Annotated in this window: 16 protein-coding genes; 7 read left to right on the forward strand and 9 right to left on the reverse strand. The window is 67.3% G+C overall.

Features of this window, described 5'->3' with window-relative positions; genetic code table 11:
* Nucleotides 1-59 precede the first annotated feature (59 nt).
* The 6 genes from yajC (at nucleotide 60) to PWS46_RS06265 (ending at nucleotide 4211) form a co-directional block, all read left to right on the forward strand.
* Nucleotides 60-485: a preprotein translocase subunit YajC gene (yajC, locus tag PWS46_RS06240; protein WP_434619499.1), complete on the forward strand. Its 426-nt coding sequence runs from the start codon at nucleotides 60-62 to the stop codon at nucleotides 483-485.
* A 125-nt stretch (nucleotides 486-610) separates the two neighbouring features.
* On the forward strand, nucleotides 611-2209 hold the full coding sequence (gene secD / locus PWS46_RS06245) for a protein translocase subunit SecD (RefSeq protein WP_434619502.1): 1599 nt from the start codon (nucleotides 611-613) through the stop codon (nucleotides 2207-2209).
* A gap of 11 nt (nucleotides 2210-2220) precedes the next feature.
* Nucleotides 2221-3177 carry a protein translocase subunit SecF gene (secF, locus tag PWS46_RS06250; RefSeq protein WP_434619505.1) on the forward strand — a complete coding sequence of 319 codons (957 nt, stop codon included), beginning with the start codon at nucleotides 2221-2223 and terminating at the stop codon, nucleotides 3175-3177.
* 30 nt (nucleotides 3178-3207) lie between these two features.
* Entirely contained in the window at nucleotides 3208-3585 is a 378-nt protein-coding gene (locus PWS46_RS06255; protein ID WP_434619508.1) for an Mth938-like domain-containing protein, read from the forward strand.
* Between the two features lie 61 nt (nucleotides 3586-3646).
* The gene (locus tag PWS46_RS06260; protein WP_109154606.1) at nucleotides 3647-3862 is read left to right on the forward strand and encodes a type II toxin-antitoxin system PrlF family antitoxin; all 216 of its coding nucleotides are present in this window, start codon (nucleotides 3647-3649) and stop codon (nucleotides 3860-3862) included.
* Complete coding sequence (locus PWS46_RS06265; RefSeq protein ID WP_434619512.1) at nucleotides 3849-4211, forward strand: type II toxin-antitoxin system PemK/MazF family toxin; 363 nt, start codon at nucleotides 3849-3851, stop codon at nucleotides 4209-4211. Before PWS46_RS06260 ends, PWS46_RS06265 begins: the two co-directional genes overlap by 14 nt.
* Before the next feature lie 63 nt (nucleotides 4212-4274).
* Here the strand turns inward: PWS46_RS06265 and PWS46_RS06270 are convergent, their stop codons facing one another.
* From PWS46_RS06270 to PWS46_RS06285, 4 genes are all read right to left on the reverse strand, one after another.
* A complete protein-coding gene (locus tag PWS46_RS06270) occupies nucleotides 4275-4868 on the reverse strand; it encodes a superoxide dismutase (protein WP_109446220.1) in 594 nt (197 codons plus the stop codon).
* A gap of 5 nt (nucleotides 4869-4873) precedes the next feature.
* Nucleotides 4874-6250, reverse strand: a complete 1377-nt coding sequence (hpnE, locus tag PWS46_RS06275) for a hydroxysqualene dehydroxylase HpnE (RefSeq protein ID WP_434619516.1) — start codon at nucleotides 6248-6250, stop codon at nucleotides 4874-4876.
* Complete coding sequence (gene hpnD / locus PWS46_RS06280) at nucleotides 6250-7179, reverse strand: presqualene diphosphate synthase HpnD (protein WP_434619519.1); 930 nt, start codon at nucleotides 7177-7179, stop codon at nucleotides 6250-6252. The genes hpnE and hpnD overlap by 1 nt, the downstream gene beginning before the upstream one ends.
* A 70-nt stretch (nucleotides 7180-7249) precedes the next feature.
* Nucleotides 7250-8122: a squalene/phytoene synthase family protein gene (locus PWS46_RS06285; RefSeq protein ID WP_434619522.1), complete on the reverse strand. Its 873-nt coding sequence runs from the start codon at nucleotides 8120-8122 to the stop codon at nucleotides 7250-7252.
* A gap of 123 nt (nucleotides 8123-8245) precedes the next feature.
* Between PWS46_RS06285 and PWS46_RS06290 the strand changes: the two genes are divergently transcribed.
* Nucleotides 8246-9100 carry a phytoene/squalene synthase family protein gene (locus tag PWS46_RS06290; protein WP_434619525.1) on the forward strand — a complete coding sequence of 285 codons (855 nt, stop codon included), beginning with the start codon at nucleotides 8246-8248 and terminating at the stop codon, nucleotides 9098-9100.
* Between the two features lie 22 nt (nucleotides 9101-9122).
* On the opposite strand, the gene trmFO is transcribed toward PWS46_RS06290, so the two are convergent.
* From trmFO to uvrA, 5 genes are all read right to left on the reverse strand, one after another.
* A complete protein-coding gene (trmFO, locus tag PWS46_RS06295) occupies nucleotides 9123-10466 on the reverse strand; it encodes a methylenetetrahydrofolate--tRNA-(uracil(54)-C(5))-methyltransferase (FADH(2)-oxidizing) TrmFO (RefSeq protein ID WP_434619528.1) in 1344 nt (447 codons plus the stop codon).
* A gap of 33 nt (nucleotides 10467-10499) precedes the next feature.
* A complete protein-coding gene (locus PWS46_RS06300) occupies nucleotides 10500-10907 on the reverse strand; it encodes a nucleotidyltransferase substrate binding protein (protein WP_434619531.1) in 408 nt (135 codons plus the stop codon).
* On the reverse strand, nucleotides 10895-11200 hold the full coding sequence (locus PWS46_RS06305; protein WP_434619534.1) for a nucleotidyltransferase family protein: 306 nt from the start codon (nucleotides 11198-11200) through the stop codon (nucleotides 10895-10897). Before PWS46_RS06305 ends, PWS46_RS06300 begins: the two co-directional genes overlap by 13 nt.
* 149 nt (nucleotides 11201-11349) lie before the next feature.
* Nucleotides 11350-11547 (reverse strand): hypothetical protein, encoded by a 198-nt coding sequence (locus tag PWS46_RS06310; protein ID WP_434619537.1) that lies wholly within the window; start codon nucleotides 11545-11547, stop codon nucleotides 11350-11352.
* A 62-nt stretch (nucleotides 11548-11609) separates the two neighbouring features.
* Nucleotides 11610-14477, reverse strand: a complete 2868-nt coding sequence (gene uvrA, locus PWS46_RS06315; RefSeq protein ID WP_434619540.1) for an excinuclease ABC subunit UvrA — start codon at nucleotides 14475-14477, stop codon at nucleotides 11610-11612.
* Nucleotides 14478-14620 lie beyond the last annotated feature (143 nt).

Genomic DNA, 14620 nt, shown 5'->3' on the forward strand with positions numbered 1-14620 from the left:
GCGGCGTCCCGGCGGAACGCCGAATGGTTGCCGAGACCAAACCTGTAAGGAGCTTCCAGATGTTCGTTTCGACGGCTTATGCACAGACGGCGGCCCCGGCTGGCGGCGGCGGTGACATGCTCGTCCAGTTCGCGCCGCTGATCCTGATCTTCGTCGTCTTCTACTTCCTGTTGATCCGTCCGCAGCAGAAGAAGATGAAGGAGCATAAGGCGATGCTGTCGGCCATCCGCCGCGGCGACCGCGTCGTGACCGGCGGCGGCATCATCGGCGTCGTGACCAAGGTCGGCACCGACGACGAGATCACCGTCGAGATCGCGGAGAATGTGCGTGTGCGCTGCCTGCGCTCCACCGTGAACCTCGTGCTCGCCAAGACCGAGCCGGCCGGCAAGTCCGGCGGCGACGCCACCACCGCCGCGGACGGCGAAGCCAAGCCCGCCGACACCACCGCCACCGGCGGGATCGGCAAGCTGTTCGGCCGCAAGTAAGCCGCAGCCGGGCCCCTCATCCGCGGGTCGGCCCGAAGGCGCTTCCCGTCCGGCCCGGCCGTCGTCCGCCCGCAAGCGGCGGGCCGGCCGCCCGGACCGGGTGTCTGATCGGATTCGAGTGACGCATGCTCTATTTTTCGCGCTGGAAGATTTACCTGATCCTGGCGACCTGCATCGCCGGTTTCATCCTGATGCTGCCCAACTTCATGGGCCGCGACACGCTGGCGGCGCTGCCGTCCTGGTACGCCAACACCCGGGTGTCGCTGGGTCTCGACCTGCGCGGCGGATCGCATCTGTTGCTCGAAGTCGACATGGCCACGGTCATCCGCGACCGGGTGGAAGGTCTTGTCGACGGCGCCCGGCAGCAGCTGCGCACCGCCAACATCGGCTATACCGCGCTGAACGCCGGCGAGCGCGCCGTGACCGTCCAGCTGCGCGACCCGGCCCAGGCCGCCGAGGCGGTGAAGGCCCTGCGCCAGCTCGCCAGCCCGGTCGGCCGCACCGCTCTCGGTGGCGGGCAGCCCGACCTGGAAGTGACCGCCGACGGCGGTACGGTGACCGTGGCGCTGAGCGAGGTCGCGCTGCGTGACCGCGCCACCCAGGCCATCGAGCAGTCGATCGAGATCGTCCGCCGCCGCATCGACGAGACCGGCGTGAACGAGCCGACCATCGCCCGCCAGGGCGACGACCGCATCCTGGTCCAGTTGCCCGGCGTGGAGGATCCCGACCGCATCAAGCGGCTGCTGGGCACCACCGCCAAGATGACCTTCCGTCTGGTCGACGTGAACGCCGATCCCAACACCGGCCGCGCCCCTCCGGGTTCGGAGATCCTGCCGTCGGCCGAGGGCGACCGCTACCAGTCCAAATACGTCATCCGCAAGAAGGTCGAGGTCGACGGCGCCACGCTGCAGAATGCATCGGCCGGCACCAACAGCCAGACCGGCGAGTGGGTGGTGAATTTCGAATTCAACAGCGCCGGCGCCAACCGCTTCGCCGAAGTGACCAAGCAGAATGTCGGCCGGCCCTTCGCCATCGTGCTCGACAACAAGGTCATCAGCGCCCCGGTCATCCGCGAGCCGATCACCGGCGGCCGTGGCCAGATCAGCGGCAACTTCACCGCCGCCGGCGCCAACGACCTTGCCGTGCTGCTGCGCGCCGGCGCCCTGCCGGCCCCGCTGAAGGTGATCGAGGAGCGCACGGTCGGTCCCGACCTGGGCGCCGATTCGATCCGCGCCGGTCTGACCTCCGTCGTCGTCGGCTTCGTGCTGGTCTGCGTCTACATCATCGCGTCCTACGGGCTGTTCGGCGCCTTCGCCTGCTTTGCCCTGCTGATCAACATCGTGCTGACTCTGGCGGCGCTGTCGCTGCTGCACGCGACGCTGACGCTGCCGGGCATCGCCGGCATCCTGCTGACGCTGGGTCTGGCGGTCGACGCCAACATCCTGATCAACGAGCGCATCCGCGAGGAGACGAAGAAGGGCCGTGGCGTCTTCGCGTCGATGGAGGCCGGTTTCAGCCGTGCCTACAGCACCATTGTCGACTCCAACCTGACGACGGCCATCAAGATGTCGCTGCTGTTCATCTTCGGCACCGGCACCATCAAGGGCTTCGCCGTCACCATCACCTTCGGCATCCTCATCTCCATGTTCACCGCGACGGTGCTCGTGCGCCTGATGATGGTGACCTGGCTGCGCCGGACGCGTCCGGCCGCACTGCCGGTCTGAGAGGTCCAACGATGTTCCATCTCCGCCTCGTCCCCGACAACACCAAGATCCCGTTCATGAACGGCCGCATCGCCGGCCTGGTCGTGTCGGCGGTGCTCTCGCTCGCCTCGGTCTTCCTGTTCTTCTATCCCGGCCTGAACTACGGCATCGACTTCCGCGGCGGCATCGTCATCGAGGCCCGCACCCCGCAGGCGGCCGATTTCGCCTCGCTCCGCCACACCCTGACCGGTCTCGACATGGGTCAGGTGGCGCTGCAGGAGTTCGGGTCGCCGCAGGACGTGCTGATCCGGCTGGAACGCCAGCCCGGCGACGACGCCGCCCAGCAGGTCGCCGCCGACCGTGTGCGCAACACGCTGGCCCAGGCGGTTCCGGGCACGCAGGTCCGCCGCGTCGAAGCCGTCGGCGCCTCGGTCAGCGGCGAGCTGTTCGCCAACGGCATGCTGGCGCTCGGTCTCGCCATGCTGGCGATGCTGGTCTACATCTGGTTCCGGTTCGAATGGCAGTTCGGCTTCGGCGCGGTGGTCACGCTGCTGCTGGACATCACCAAGATCGTCGGCTTCTATGCGATCACCGGCCTGCAGTTCAATCTGGTGGCGGTCGCGGCGATCCTGACGATCATGGGCTATTCGGTGAACGACAAGGTCGTCGTCTATGACCGCATGCGCGAGAACCTGCGCATCTACAAGAAGATGCCGCTGCGCGAGCTGATCGACAAATCGATCAACGAAACGCTGAACCGCACGCTCGGCACCTCGATGTCGACCCTGCTGTCGATCATCCCGCTGGCGCTGTTCGGCGGCGAGGCTCTGCAGGATTTCGGCATCGTGCTGATCTTCGGCATCTTCCTTGCGACCAGTTCGTCGATCTTCATCGCCGCCCCCATCTTGCTGTTCCTGGGCGAGAACCGCCTGCGGCGCGGCACCCCGACCGACGCGCCCGCCGGGAACTCCCCGGCGACGACGCCGTAAGGCCGGGCGAACGAAGAAGGAGAGGGCAGCATGGCCGACATCATGCCGATGATCCCGTCGGACCGTCAGGTCATCGACGGCTATGGTCCGGGGCAGTTCTGCATTTCCGGCCAATGGCGCGTCGGCGCGGTGATCGTGCTGCCCGACCGCACCGTGACGTGGGAGGCGACAGACGCCGCCTCCCTGTCGGTGGGCGATTTCTCGACCGTGTTGGAGGCCGAGCCGAAGGTGGAAATCCTGCTGCTCGGCACCGGCCCCACCATGCGGATGATCCCCAAGGCCCTGCGCCTGGACTTGCGCGAACAGGGCGTGGTGGTGGAATTGATGGACAGCCGGGCGGTCTGCCGCACCTACAACGTCCTGCTGGCCGAAGGCCGGCGGGTCGCGGCGGCGATGCTGCCGGTATAGCAATCATTGAAGCTCTAGCATCTGGGCACTAAGGTAAGGATGTTCCTTACCATGGTGTCCCATGATAACCAGCAAGTTGACCAGCAAGGCCCAGACGACGATTCCGCAGCCGGTGCGGGCTGCGTTGGGTCTGCATGAGGGCGACGAGATCGCCTATCGCATCGAAGACGGCCGCGTCATCCTGACCCGAGCCGCTCCGGCTGCGGCCGACGACCCGTTCCGCTGCTTCACGGAATGGGACAGCGAAGCGGATCGGCAGGCCTATGCCGACCTTTGAAACCTGGAACGTCGTCAAGGTCCCGTTCCCCTACGCCGACCGTCCGGTTCGCCAGCGGCGACCGGCGTTGGTCGTGGCTTGCGGTGACCTGGAGATAAATCACAGCCTGCTATGGGTCTTGATGATCACCAGCGCCGAAAACCGGGGCTGGCCGTCGGATGTGCCTGTCGGTGACCTTGAAGCGGCAGGACTTCCAGCCCCATCGGTCGTGCGAACGGCCAAGGTCGCGGTGATCGATGCGCGCGATGCGGAACTGCTCGGCTCGCTTGCCGCCGGTGATCGCGGTGCCGTCAGCCGGCAGGTGGGCCACCATCTTGCCGGGATGCTGGCGGCGGCCAGGGACGCTTGACCTTGGAAACGACAAAGGCGCCCTTTCGGGCGCCTTTGCAGTCACAACCCTCGACGGGAAGGATCACGCAGCCAGCTGCTCGGCGGCGAAGTCCCAGTTGGCGAGGTTGTCGATGACCGCCTTCACGAAATCGGCGCGGCGGTTCTGGAAATCGACGTAATAGGCATGCTCCCACACGTCGATGGTGAACAGCGGCTTCTGGCCGTGGGCCAGCGGGGTGTCGGCGTTGCCGGTCTTGCCGACCTTCAGCTTGCCGCCGTCCAGGTACAGCCAGGCCCAGCCCGAGCCGAACTGGGTCAGGGCGGCCTGGGTCAGCTCTTCCTTGAACTTCTCGACGCTGCCGAAGTCGGCGACGATGCGCTGCTCCAGGGCCGCCGGCATCTTGCCGCCGTCCTTCTTCAGGCACTGCCAGAAGAAGGTGTGGTTCCACACCTGGGCGGCGTTGTTGAAGATGCCGACCTTGGACGAGTCACCGGCCGAGGCCTTGATGACCTCCTCCAGGCTGGCATCGGCCAGCGGGGTGTCCTTGGTCAGGTTGTTCAGGTTGGTGACGTAGGTCTGGTGGTGCTTGTCATGGTGCAGGTGCAGGGTCTCCGACGAGATGTACGGAGCCAGAGCGTCGTACGCATACGGAAGCGGCGGAAGTTCGAACGCCATTTGATTTACCCTCTCTTCTTTGATTGTCCTTCCGGGCCGGGCCTTGCGAGCGCGGCACCTCCGTCCGTCCAAATAGGCCGATGACGGAAGCTTGTGAAGGCCGGAAACACTCTCGAACGTCGTATAGGGTTATTTCCGTTCGACAAAGTGGCCTCGGCCGCCCGGTTTCCCGAGCGCACTGCGGCCTCCAACGTCGCGGGAAGCCCCGTTTCCGTCCAATCGCCGGCCAGCGTCAGATTGCTCCAGCGGGTGCGGGCGCCCGGGCGGCGCGCCACCGATTCGGGCGACTGATCCGGCGTCGCCCGCCGCTCCTTCACCACGCGGAAGGGCGGAATCGCACCCTCGAGTCGCAGGTGAGGGGCGATCTCCGCCCAAAGCCGGCCGGCGATCTCCTCGGCCGGCAGGTCGGCCAGGGCGTCGGCGTCGCTGACCGTGACCGACAGCAGGTCGTCGCGGACGAACAGCCATTCCGCGGTGCCGCCGACCAATCCGGCGAAGGGCAGGCCACCCGGCAGCCGCACCGGCTCGTCCAGCCGGACATGCAGATTGACGATGGCCGGTCCCGGCGGCGGCACGGTCAGCCCCGGCACCAGCCGCTCTGCAACCCAGGCCGGAGCGGCGAGAACCACGCTGTCGAGCGGACCGAGCGGCACGGCACTGCCGCCGGCCGAAAAGCCGGTCACGCGCCCCTCGTCAAAGCTCAGCCCCTCTACCCGCGCGCCGAGATGCAGCACCGCACCGGCGGCCCGCAGCCGCGCCAGCGCCGGATCGACGAAGGCGGCGGACAGGCCGCGCGGTGCCAGCACCGGCCGGCAGGCCGCCTCGCCGCGCAGCAGCGTCTCGCGCAGCACTGCCCCGAACAGACGGGCGGAGATGCGCTCCACCGGCCCGTTGAGGGCGGAGACCGCCAGCGGGCGCCACAGCGGCTCGAACAGCGCGTCGCCGGGCGGCAGGCAATCGGCAACGGACTGCCCCCGCCGGGCGGTCAGGCAGCGCAGGGACGCCAGATAGTCGAGCGGCCGGCTGCCGGGCACCCGCCGGGCCGGATCGAACAGCCACAGCCCGCCGGGGCGCAAGGTCCAGGCGGCACCGGTGCGCAGATCGAGGAAGGGAAAGGCCGCCGGCCGCACCTCCTCCAGCGCATCGCCGCCGCCGGTTCGCCGGGCATAGCCGAGCAGCGCCCGGTTGCCGCTGAGCACCATATGGCTGCCATTGTCGATCGACCGGCCAAGTGTGGAGTCATGAAAGCTGCGGCAGCGCCCGCCGGCTTGCGGAGCCTGCTCGTAGACGGCGACACGCCGCCCCGCCTCCACCAGCCGGACGGCGGCGGCAAGACCGGCCAGACCGGCGCCGATCACATGGACGGTGCCCGCCTCGATCATCAGGCGGCCGGGGGCAAGCCGAGCATGCAGCGCACCGCCACCCAGGCGCTTTCCCGCCGACCAACCCGCACGCGCGCGTTCAGGTCGCGCCAGCCGGCCGCGCGAAGGCGTCTGAGCAGCCGGTGATACAGCACCATCATCGCGGTGGCCGCCCACAGCGATCCGCGCGCATGCCCGGCGATCGCGGAGCGTGCCTCGGCAAAGCGCGTCTCGGCCAGCCCGGCCAGCGCCTCGCAGGCATGAGGCAGGGCGGGATGAGCCAGCACCTCGTCCGGGCGAACGCTGTCGATCCCGGCGGCCAGCAGGAGTTCCCGCGGCAGGTAGAGCCGGTCCAGTTCAGCATCCTCGGCCAGATCGCGCAGGATGTTGGTCAGCTGCAGGGCCTCGCCCAAGGCCAGGGCGAAGCGCTCGGTGGTCGGATCGGCGCGGTCGAAAACGCGGATGGCCAGCATGCCCACGGCACCGGCAACGCGCCGGCAATAGAGCCGCAGCATATCGAGGTCGGGCGCCCGCATGCCGCCGGAACCGGGTTCCTCGCCGGCGACATCCATCGCCATGCCGTCGATCAGCGCCTCCAGTTCCGTGCGCGGCAGGCCGTAGCGCTCGATGGCGCCCTTCAGCGCGGCGGTCAGCGGGCCGCTGGGAGCCCCGCCGACATAGAGATCGCGGATGTCACGCCGCCATACATCCAGCGCCGCCCGTTTGGCGGCGGGATCGCCCGGTTCGTCGGCGATGTCGTCGATGCGGCGGCAAAAGGCATAGATGGCGAACATCGCCGCCCGCTTGGACGCGGGCAGCAGACGCATCGGCCAATAGAACGTGCTGCCCGACTTCGCGGTGACGGCGGTCGCCGTATCGGGTGCCTTGTCGTCCGGCAACGTCGTGGATACCGGTTCCAGCGGGGCCGTCTCCAGCGGCGGAGGGGTCATCTGTAGCATCCTGGGCCTTGCCCGTCCTGACGTGCCACTAGGGACACGTCGCGACGTGTGGCCCCGGAGTTTATGCGGCGGAGAAGCTCCGCGCCAGCCCCCGCGCCACCGCGGCCAGTTTGTGATGAGTGCCCAACGTCACCCGCGCCTTCATCGGGTCGCGGGCCTTCAGACGCCGGGACAGCGATTCGGCGAGGCTCAGGATCACCGCCGCCTCCATCCGCAGGCCGCGGTGCTGGATCAGGCCGGGCAGGGCGGCGGCACGTTCCAGCAGCCGGTCGGTATGCTCCAACGCCTGATCGAAGATGGCGCGCATGCGGGCGTCGCTCTCGACCTCCACCAGACGTTCGACGCTGATGCCGGCCTCGTCGAACCAGCCCAGCGGGATGTAGCAGCGGCCGAGCTGGGTCCAATCCTCGCGCGCGTCCTGCAGATGGTTCAGCACCTGCAGGGCGGAGCACAGCGCATCCGACGCCGGCCCGGCGGCCACGCCCTCGCCATGGAGGTCCAGCAGGTAGCGGCCGACCGGGTTGGCGGAGAAGCGGCAGTAGAGAAGCAGGTCGCTCCAGCTGTGGCAGCGGGCACCGACGGAGTCGCGGCGGAAGGCACGCAGGATCTGGCGGGCATGACGGTCGCTGACGCCGGTCTTCTGCAGGCTCTCGCGCAGCTCGGTGGCCGGCTTCAGATAGGCATGCTTGGCCTGGCCGGAGGTCAGCGCCCGTTCCAGCGCCTCCAGATAGGCCAGCTTGGTCTCCGGCTCGAGATCCGGATCGTCGGCGATGTCGTCGGCCAGACGCACGAAGCGGTAGAAGGCGATCACATGGGGACGCAGGTGCTTCGGAATCAGGCGGGAGGCGACCGGAAAATTTTCACCGGTCTCGTCCTTGCGGGCGACCGGGCCGGTCTTGCGGGGTTTCGTCGGGGCGATGTTGAAATCCGTCATGGGATCCCTGCCTGCTGCGCGTCGGGGCTGGCGGTGCGACCGTGTGTGCTTCATATAGGCGTAGCAACAGGCTTTGGCCCGTCCTTCCATCGTTCCTCCCCTCTTTTTCCAATCGGGCATCCCATGGTGAAGGCTGCGACCGACCTGTCCTATTGCGGACGGGAGGTTCGGAAATATGACAACGACCACTTTCTGGCAGGTCTGTTCACCCCCGCCGACAGGCGCGAGGCGACATTCGCGCTCTACGCCTTCAACCTGGAGATCGCAAAAACGCGCGAGGTGGTCAGCGAGCCGATCCTGGGCCAGATGAGACTTCAATTCTGGCGCGACGGCATCGAAGCCGTCTATGAGGACGGACCCGTACCGCGCCATGAGGTGATGGACCCGCTGGCCCAGGCCGCGCGCGGGCTGGGGCTGAGCCGTGCCCTGTTCGACAGGTTGATCGACGCGCGCGAAGCCGATCTGGACGACACGCCGCCGGCCGACCTGACCTGCCTCGTCAACTATGCCGAGGTGACCGGGGCGCCGCTGGTCCAACTGGCGTTGGAGATCCTGGGCGTGCGGGATGCGGCGGCGATGGCGGCCGGGCGGCATGTCGGCATCGCCTATGCCCTGTCAGGCATCCTGCGCGCGGTGCCTTTCCTCGCCCGCCAGCACCGGCAGCGCCTGCCCGACGACCTGATGCAGCGGCATGGCGCCGGCAGCGAGGATCTGTTCGCCGGCCGCTCGACGCCGGAACTGCGGCCGGTGGTGGGGGAGATCGCCGAGGTCGCCCGCAGGCATCTGGCCGAGGCCCGCGCCCTGCGCCGCGACGTTCCCAAGGCCGCCGTCCCGGCGCTGCTGCCGGCGACGCTCGCCGACCTGCATCTGGGCGTGATCGCGCGGGAGGGCAATGACGTGTTCGCCCCGCGCGTGATGCTGGCCAATCCGTTCCGCCAGCTTCGGCTCGGCTGGGCGGCGATGCGCGGGCGCTACTGACGCCCGCGCTTTATCCTGCCGGTCAGCCCTTCAGCCAGCCGTCGAGGTCGGCCAGCGCCCGGCGGGTGTAGGCCAGCTTGCGCTCGCGCCCGCGGATCTTGTCGTCCACCGGCGGGAACAGTCCGAAGTTGACGTTCATGGGCTGGTAGGTCTCCGCCTCCGCCCCGCCGGTGATGTGGCCGAGGATGGCGCCGAGCGCCGTGGTTACCGGCGGCGTGCTGATCTCCTGGCCCAGCCGTTCGGCCGCGGCGAAGCGGCCGGCGAGCAGCCCGACGGCGGCACTCTCCACATAGCCCTCGCAGCCGGTGACCTGACCGGCGAAGCGCAGCCGGGGCAGCGACTTCAGCCGCAGGGCGCCGTCGAGGATGCGCGGGCTGTTCAGGAAGGTGTTGCGGTGCATGCCGCCCAGACGCGCGAACTCGGCATTCTCCAGACCGGGGATCATGCGGAAGATGCGCGCCTGTTCGGCATGGCGCAGCTTGGTCTGGAAGCCGACGAGGTTGTAGAGCGTGCCCAGCGCATTGTCCTGCCGCAGTTGGACCACCGCATAGGGACGGCGTTCCGGCTTGTGCGGGTTGGTCAGGCCGACCGGCTTCATCGGACCGTAGCGCAGGGTGTCGACACCACGCTCCGCCATCACCTCGATCGGCAGGCAGCCTTCGAAGTAGGGGGTGTTCTTCTCCCACTCCTTGAAGTCCAGCTTCTCGCCGGTGATCAGCGCGTCGATGAAGGCGCGATAATCGTCCTTCTCGAAAGCGCAGTTGATGTAGTCCTTGCCGGTGCCGCCGGGGCCGGGCTTGTCGTAGCGCGACTGGAACCATGCCTTCGACAGGTCGATGCTTTCCAGATAGACGATGGGGGCGATGGCGTCGAAGAAGGCCAGCGACTCCTCGCCGGTCTGGGCACGCACCGCCTCGGCCAGAGCGGGGGAGGTGAGGGGGCCGGTGGCGACGATGACGCTGTCCCACTCCTCCGGCGGCAGGCCGGCGACCTCCTCGCGCTGGATGGTGATGAGGGGATGGGTGGAGACGGCTTCCGTCACCGCATCGGCGAAACCATCACGGTCCATTGCGAGCGCGCCGCCGGCCGGCACCTTGTGCGCATCGGCGCAGCGCAGGATCAGCGAGCCGCAGCGCCGCATCTCCTCATGCAGCAGCCCCACCGCGTTGTATTCGGCATCGTCCGACCGGAAGGAGTTGGAACAGACCAGCTCCGCCAGCTTGTCGGTGTCGTGGGCCTCGGTCTTGCGGACCGGCCGCATCTCGTGCAGCACGACGGGCACGCCGCGGGAAGCGAGCTGCCACGCGGCTTCCGAGCCGGCGAGACCGCCGCCGATGACATGGACGGGGCGAAGGGTGTCGGTCATTGGACTTTCCAGAACACAGTAAGAGCAGGCGGATCAGGGGCGGGTTATGGCGTTCTGCATCGCCGAGATCCAGGATTCAATGAGCGCGGCGTGGGCTGGAAGGCGGGAAAACAGCTCTTCGGCCTTTTCTTCGGCGTAGGTATGAACCGTCAGATTACGGTCGTTCATCATCCTCATCGCCACTTCCGCCTGCTCCTCGCTCAGGAGTCCGGCGATCTGGCTTTCACGGACCATGGCTTTCGGGCTTGCCGAGTTGAGGCGTTCGGCTCCCATCTGATCGGCGATAACCGACCTCGCGGCTTTCCAGACCGTCTCCGTTGCCAGGGTGAAGCGCAGAATTGCGGAATCCCGAACGACTTCATCGACGGGAAGTGCGAGGGCTTCCTGAAGCCGAGCCAAGGCTTGGCGCGCGATGTCGAGCTTCCGGTTTACCTTGTCCATTCGATACCTTCCCGTTCGACCTCTTGCCGGAACTCCCGCCGGGCTGTCCGGAGATCCACCACATCGACAAAGTATGGAACCGTGCTCTCCTCCAACTCCTCGTTGATCTCCCCGATTAGACCGGGGGGAAGCGGTTCCAACGGGTCGATCGCGACGTCGATGTCGCTCCAATGGCCGCCATCGCCACGGGCACAGGAGCCGAACAGATAGACGCGGGCAGGGTGCCCCGCCAAGCGTTCGAGGACTATACGCTTCACCGTGTCGAGGGCGCGCAGGCGTACCGGATTCATCATTGCCGCAGCTTACCACAATGCGGGCCGGGAACCCGTCACAGGAAAAGGCCGGCCCCCGCAAGGAAGGCCGGCTTCAGGTCGATCAGGAGTCAGTCAGAACATCGATCCAGGCAATACAGTGAGCCGGAAACGTCAACCTCGGCGACGGCTCACTCGCTCTTCGTCGTCGTGCTGCGTTCGACGGTGGTGGAGCCGGTCGGGGCCGGCGGCACCGCGGTCGAACCATAGCCGGGGGTGGTGGTCGTCGTGGTCGTCGTGCTGGTGGTGGACTTGTCGGACCCGCAGGCCGCCAGCAACAGGGCCGCACCCAGGGCGGCCCCCAAACCGGTCAGAAGCGTCTTGTTCATGCCTCGCGTCTCCCATGCAGTGCGAACTCTGCATGGGAGAACGCGGTGCAGCTTGTGTTTGTTCACGCCCTCTTTCGGGTTGCCGATTTCCGCACCGCCGGCTTCGCCTTCAGGTAGGGGGCGAGGTAGCGTCCGGTATAGCTGCGCTCCACCTTCGCGACATCCTCCGGCGTGCCTTCGGCGACGATCTCGCCGCCGCCGGTGCCGCCCTCCGGCCCCAGGTCGATGATCCAGTCGGCGGTCTTGATGACCTCCAGATTGTGCTCGATCACCAGCACCGTGTTGCCCTGGTCGACCAGCGCATGCAGCACCTCCATCAGCTTTTCGACGTCGGCGAAATGCAGGCCGGTGGTCGGTTCGTCGAGGATGTACAGCGTGCGGCCGGTGGCGCGGCGGCTCAGTTCCTTGGACAGCTTTACGCGCTGCGCCTCGCCGCCCGACAGGGTCGTCGCCGCCTGCCCGATGTGGATGTAGCCGAGGCCGACCCGCTCCAGCGTGTCCAGCTTGTCGCGGATGCCGGGGACCGCCTTGAAGAACTCCTTGCCCTCTTCGACCGTCATGTCCAGCACGTCGGCGATGGTCTTGTCGCGGTAGGTGACTTCCAGCGTCTCGCGGTTGTAGCGCTTGCCGTGGCAGACGTCGCAGGTGACATAGACGTCGGGCAGGAAGTGCATCTCGATCTTGATGACGCCGTCGCCCTGGCAGGCCTCGCAGCGCCCGCCCTTGACGTTGAAGGAGAATCGGCCCGGGCCGTAGCCGCGCGCCTTCGATTCCGGCAGGCCGGCGAACCAGTCGCGCATCGGCGTGAAGGCGCCGGTGTAGGTCGCGGGGTTGGAGCGCGGGGTGCGGCCGATCGGCGACTGGTCGATGTCGATGACCTTGTCCAGATGCTCCAGCCCCAGCACCGCGTCATGGTCCGCCGGATGCTCGCGGGCGCCCATCAGCTTTCGCGCCACCGCCTTGTACAGCGTCTCGATGATCAGCGTCGACTTGCCGCCGCCCGACACGCCGGTCACGCAGGTGAAGGTGCCCAGCGGGATTTTGGTCGAGACGTTCTGCAGATTGTTGGCCCGTGCGCCCTGCACCTCCAGGAACTGGCCGGGATGGCCGGGCCGCCGGGTGTCGGGGACGGGCACGAAGCGGGTGCCGTTCAGATACTGGGCCGTGATGCTGTTGGGGTTCTTCTGAACCTCCTCCGGCCGGCCCTGGGCGATGACGGTGCCGCCATGCTGGCCGGCGCCGGGACCCATGTCGACCAGATAGTCGGCGCTGCGGATCGCATCCTCGTCATGCTCGACGACGATGACGGTGTTGCCGATGTCGCGCAGGCGCTTCAGCGTTTCCAGCAGCCGGTCGTTGTCGCGCTGGTGCAGGCCGATGGACGGCTCGTCCAGCACATACAGCACGCCGGTCAGGCCGGAGCCGATCTGCGAGGCCAGCCGGATCCGCTGGCTCTCGCCGCCCGACAGCGTGCCCGACCCGCGGCTGAGCGTCAGATACTCAAGCCCGACGGCGTTGAGGAATCCCAGCCGCTCGTTGATCTCCTTGAGGATGCGATAGGCGATCTCGCGGTCCTTCGGGCGCAGATGCTCGTTCAGTTCGCTGAACCACGCACCGGCACCGGCGATGGACAATTCCGCCGCCTCCGAGATGTTGCGGCCGCGGATCTTGACCGCCAGCGCCTCGGGCTTCAGCCGTGCGCCCTTGCACACCTCGCAGGGCTGCGAGGACTGGTATTTCGACAACTCGTCGCGCGTCCAGGCGCTGTCGGTCTCGCGGTAGCGCCGTTCCAGATTGTTGACGATGCCTTCGAACGCCTTGTTGGTCTGGTAGCGCCGCAGCCCGTCGTCATAGGTCATGGTGATGGCCGACCCGTCGGAGCCGAACAGGATGGTCTGGCGGACCTTTTCCGGCAAATCCTGCCAGGGCGTGGTCATCGACGCGCCGAAATGCTCGCAGATGCTCTCTAACGTCTGGTCGTAGTATTTGGAGGTCGATCCGGCCCACGGCGCGACGGCACCCTTGGCCAGCGACAGGCGCTCGTCCGGCACCACCAGCATCGGGTCGAAATAGATCTTGCTGCCCAAGCCGTCGCAGGCGGGGCAGGCGCCGAACGGGTTGTTGAAGGAGAACAGCCGTGGCTCGATCTCCGGAATGGTGAAGCCGCTGACCGGGCAGGCGAATTTCTGCGAGAAGACGGTCTGCTCGTTGGTCTCGGCATTCTCGACCCAGACGATGCCGTCGGCCAGCCCCAGCGCGGTCTCCAGCGAATCGGCCAGACGGTTGCCCAGCCCCTCGCGCACGACGATGCGGTCGACCACCACCTCGATGTCGTGCTTCAGCTTCTTGTTGAGCGCCGGCACCTCGTCGATCTCGTACATGGTGCCGTCGACCCGCACGCGCTGGAAACCGCGCTTGCGCAGGTCCTGGATTTCCTTCTTGTACTCGCCCTTGCGGCCGCGGACGAAGGGCGCCAGCAGCAGCAGGCGCGTGCCCTCCGCCATGGCCATGATGCGGTCGACCATCTGGCTGACCGTCTGGCTTTCGATGGGCAGGCCGGTGGCCGGCGAATAGGGAATGCCGACGCGCGCCCACAGCAGGCGCATATAGTCGTAGATCTCCGTCACCGTGCCGACGGTGGAGCGCGGATTCTTCGAGGTCGTCTTCTGTTCGATGGAGATGGCCGGCGACAGCCCCTCGATCGAATCGACGTCCGGCTTCTGCATCAGCTCCAGGAACTGGCGCGCGTAGGCCGACAGGCTCTCCACATAGCGCCGCTGCCCCTCGGCATAGATGGTGTCGAAGGCAAGCGACGACTTGCCCGACCCCGACAGGCCGGTGATGACGATCAGTTCGTCGCGCGGCAGATCCACATCGACGTTCTTCAGGTTGTGTTCCCGCGCGCCGCGGACGCTGATGTACTTGTTCATGGAGTGTTCTTTTACCCGAAGCCCATCCGGATGGAAAGCGGCAAGGCGCCGCGACGCATGACGAAAAACGGCCGGCCGGAAAGCGGTGCTCCCTGCGGCCGGCCGGCTGACGATATATGCGCTCAGGCCCGCATTGCCACCGG

The organism is Azospirillum sp. B2RO_4, assembly GCF_051124815.1.
In the GTDB taxonomy this organism is placed as follows: domain Bacteria; phylum Pseudomonadota; class Alphaproteobacteria; order Azospirillales; family Azospirillaceae; genus Azospirillum.

Excerpts from the sequence above, each read along its gene's own strand:
- yajC (WP_434619499.1), top strand. The coding sequence starts at position 60 with ATGTTCGTTTCGACGGCTTATGCACAGACGGCGGCCCCGGCTGGCGGC.
- secD (WP_434619502.1), top strand. The coding sequence starts at position 611 with ATGCTCTATTTTTCGCGCTGGAAGATTTACCTGATCCTGGCGACCTGC.
- secF (WP_434619505.1), top strand. The coding sequence starts at position 2,221 with ATGTTCCATCTCCGCCTCGTCCCCGACAACACCAAGATCCCGTTCATG.
- PWS46_RS06255 (WP_434619508.1), top strand. The coding sequence starts at position 3,208 with ATGGCCGACATCATGCCGATGATCCCGTCGGACCGTCAGGTCATCGAC.
- PWS46_RS06260 (WP_109154606.1), top strand. The coding sequence starts at position 3,647 with ATGATAACCAGCAAGTTGACCAGCAAGGCCCAGACGACGATTCCGCAG.
- PWS46_RS06265 (WP_434619512.1), top strand. The coding sequence starts at position 3,849 with ATGCCGACCTTTGAAACCTGGAACGTCGTCAAGGTCCCGTTCCCCTAC.
- PWS46_RS06270 (WP_109446220.1), bottom strand. The coding sequence starts at position 4,868 with ATGGCGTTCGAACTTCCGCCGCTTCCGTATGCGTACGACGCTCTGGCT.
- hpnE (WP_434619516.1), bottom strand. The coding sequence starts at position 6,250 with ATGATCGAGGCGGGCACCGTCCATGTGATCGGCGCCGGTCTGGCCGGT.
- hpnD (WP_434619519.1), bottom strand. The coding sequence starts at position 7,179 with ATGACCCCTCCGCCGCTGGAGACGGCCCCGCTGGAACCGGTATCCACG.
- PWS46_RS06285 (WP_434619522.1), bottom strand. The coding sequence starts at position 8,122 with ATGACGGATTTCAACATCGCCCCGACGAAACCCCGCAAGACCGGCCCG.
- PWS46_RS06290 (WP_434619525.1), top strand. The coding sequence starts at position 8,246 with ATGGTGAAGGCTGCGACCGACCTGTCCTATTGCGGACGGGAGGTTCGG.
- trmFO (WP_434619528.1), bottom strand. The coding sequence starts at position 10,466 with ATGACCGACACCCTTCGCCCCGTCCATGTCATCGGCGGCGGTCTCGCC.
- PWS46_RS06300 (WP_434619531.1), bottom strand. The coding sequence starts at position 10,907 with ATGGACAAGGTAAACCGGAAGCTCGACATCGCGCGCCAAGCCTTGGCT.
- PWS46_RS06305 (WP_434619534.1), bottom strand. The coding sequence starts at position 11,200 with ATGATGAATCCGGTACGCCTGCGCGCCCTCGACACGGTGAAGCGTATA.
- PWS46_RS06310 (WP_434619537.1), bottom strand. The coding sequence starts at position 11,547 with ATGAACAAGACGCTTCTGACCGGTTTGGGGGCCGCCCTGGGTGCGGCC.
- uvrA (WP_434619540.1), bottom strand. The coding sequence starts at position 14,477 with ATGAACAAGTACATCAGCGTCCGCGGCGCGCGGGAACACAACCTGAAG.